The organism is Ideonella sp. P3_A4, from assembly GCF_056403075.1.
The window spans coordinates 1-2,220 of sequence record NZ_JBFUGE010000831.1; the positions used below are offsets into that span (position 1 = coordinate 1).

Here is a 2,220-nt window from a genome sequence, read left to right on the forward strand (position 1 = left end):
GTCGAAGCGCAGCGGCCGCGAACCCGGCAGCTCAACCGGTCGGCCAACCCACCAGCCGCGGCCAGTGGCGCGGTGCAACGCGTCTTCGCCGTAGGTGCCGTCGATCAGCACACCGACGTGACCGTACAAGCCGCGTTCGCGCTCGACCTGTTCGACCACCTGCACCAGCAACTGCTTGAGCCGTGGCACGCGCGCTTCGTCGGCCCCGGCCTGGCGCGCCAGGTCATAGAACTGGCTGCGGTGGTCAAAGGCCATCACACACAGCTCGTTCCACGGCGTGCGCGGCACCGTCGTGCGGTGCAGGTGGGCCAACTGGGTGTCGGCCTCGACACGCGGCGCGCGCTGGCCGCTGAACCAGTGCGTCAGTTCCTGTTGCGTCGGCATCGCCGGCGCGCAGGCATGGCGCGAGACGACGATGGCACCGCACGCGTTGGCAAGTCGCGCCGCCTGCTCGAAGCCCTCGCCTCGCAGCAGGCCGGTGAGCAAGCCGGCGGCAAATGCGTCACCGGCGCCCAGCACGTTCAGCACTTCGACTCGCTCGCCCGCCACCGTCAACGCATCGTCTATGCGATCAGGCACCTCGGCGGGGATGAAGCAGCAACCGGCCGCGCCGCGCTTGACCACCAGCGCGGCCGGCGTCACGGCGCGCACCTGCTTCAGCGACGCGACCAGATCGCCCGGCACACCACCGGCGATCTGGAACTCTTCTTCGGTGCCGATCAGCAACTCGAATTCGGGCAGCACCTGCTGCAGCTGCGCAGTGACCTTGGCGTCGGCGACGAAGCGGTTCTCGCCTTCGCCGCGGCCAGTCAGGCCCCACAGCACCGGGCGATAGTCGATGTCGAGCACCCGCACCGTGCCGTGCCGGCGTGCGTGGGCCAGTGCAGTCAACGAAGCCTCGCGCACCGTCGGTGTCGACAAGTGCGTGCCGGTGATCAGCAGCGCGCGGCAACTGGCGATGAAGTCTTCGCGGATCAGCGACGCATCGAGCGCCATGTCAGCGCAGTTCTCGCGGTAGAACAGCAGCGGAAAGGCGTCGCGGTCTTTCAGGCCCAGCAGCACCAGCGCGGTCAGGCGCTGCGGGTCGACCTGCACCATGCTGGTGTCGCAGCCTTCGCGTTGCAGTGTGCGGGTCAGGAAGCGGCCCATCTGCTCGTCGCCGACGCGCGAGATCATCGCCACCTGCAGCCCCAGGCGCGCCGCGCCGAAGGCGATGTTGGCAGAGCTGCCGCCGAGGTACTTAGCAAAGCTGCTCGCGTCTTCGAGCGAGCAACCCACCTGCTGGGCGTACAGGTCCACCGCCAGCCGGCCCAGGCAGGCCAGGTCGAAGCGGCGCGGGCCAGGAAAGGTCAACACCGGCGTCATCAGATCGTCACCCCTTCAAGTTCCTGCATCAGTTTTTGCATCTCGGCGCCACCGGCCATCATGTCGAGCACCTCGTTCTTGGCCACGTTCTGCTTGGCGTAGGTGCCGAGCGACTGGCCGCGGTTGAGCAGCGTGAAGCTGTCGCCGATCGGGTAAGCGTGGTTCACGTTGTGGGTGATGAAGATCACCGAGATGCCACGTTCGCGCGCCTTGTTGATCAGCTTGAGCACGTTGACGCTTTGCTTCACGCCCAGCGCCGCGGTCGGCTCGTCGAGGATCAGCACGCGGGCGCCGAAGTGGATCGCGCGGGCAATCGCCAAGCACTGCTTTTCGCCGCCAGACATCGTGCCGATGATCTGCGCCGCATCGCRCACCTTGATGCCCATCTCGGCCAGCCGCTCGGTCGCGGTCTGCGCGGCCAGTGCGTGGTCCATCACCGGCAGCACACCGAACAACTTGCGAACCGGCTCGCGGCCCATGAAGAAGTTGCGTGCCACGCTCATCATCGGCACCAGCGCCAGGTCTTGGTAGACGGTGGCGATGCCGCGGTCCAGCGCTTCGCGCGGCGAGCCGAAGGCCACCGGATCGCCATCGACCAGGTACTGCCCCTTGTCGGGCCGGTGCACGCCGGCCAGCGTCTTGATCAGCGTCGACTTGCCGGCGCCGTTGTCGCCCAGCAGGCAGTGCACCTCGCCTTGCTTCAACCGCAGCGTCACACCGTTCAGCGCGATCACCGGGCCGAAGAACTTGCTGATGTTCTCGAGCTGGAGAATGAAGTCACTCATGCTTCGTTTCCCCTTCAACGCCGACCCAGCGCGACACGGCGCCGGATGTAGTTGTTGAACAGCACCGCGG

At 67.1% G+C, this 2,220-nt stretch carries 2 protein-coding genes; both read right to left on the reverse strand.

The genetic code is table 11. The features are described from left to right. Positions 1–1,365, reverse strand: a 1,365-nt coding sequence (locus AC1DYI_RS33305) for a bifunctional 5-dehydro-2-deoxygluconokinase/5-dehydro-2-deoxyphosphogluconate aldolase (RefSeq protein ID WP_477208388.1), incomplete at its 3' end; no start/stop codon positions are given. After that, positions 1,365–2,150: an ATP-binding cassette domain-containing protein gene (locus AC1DYI_RS33310; RefSeq protein ID WP_477208389.1), complete on the reverse strand. Its 786-nt coding sequence runs from the start codon at positions 2,148–2,150 to the stop codon at positions 1,365–1,367. The genes AC1DYI_RS33305 and AC1DYI_RS33310, both read right to left, overlap by 1 nt. Positions 2,151–2,220 lie beyond the last annotated feature (70 nt).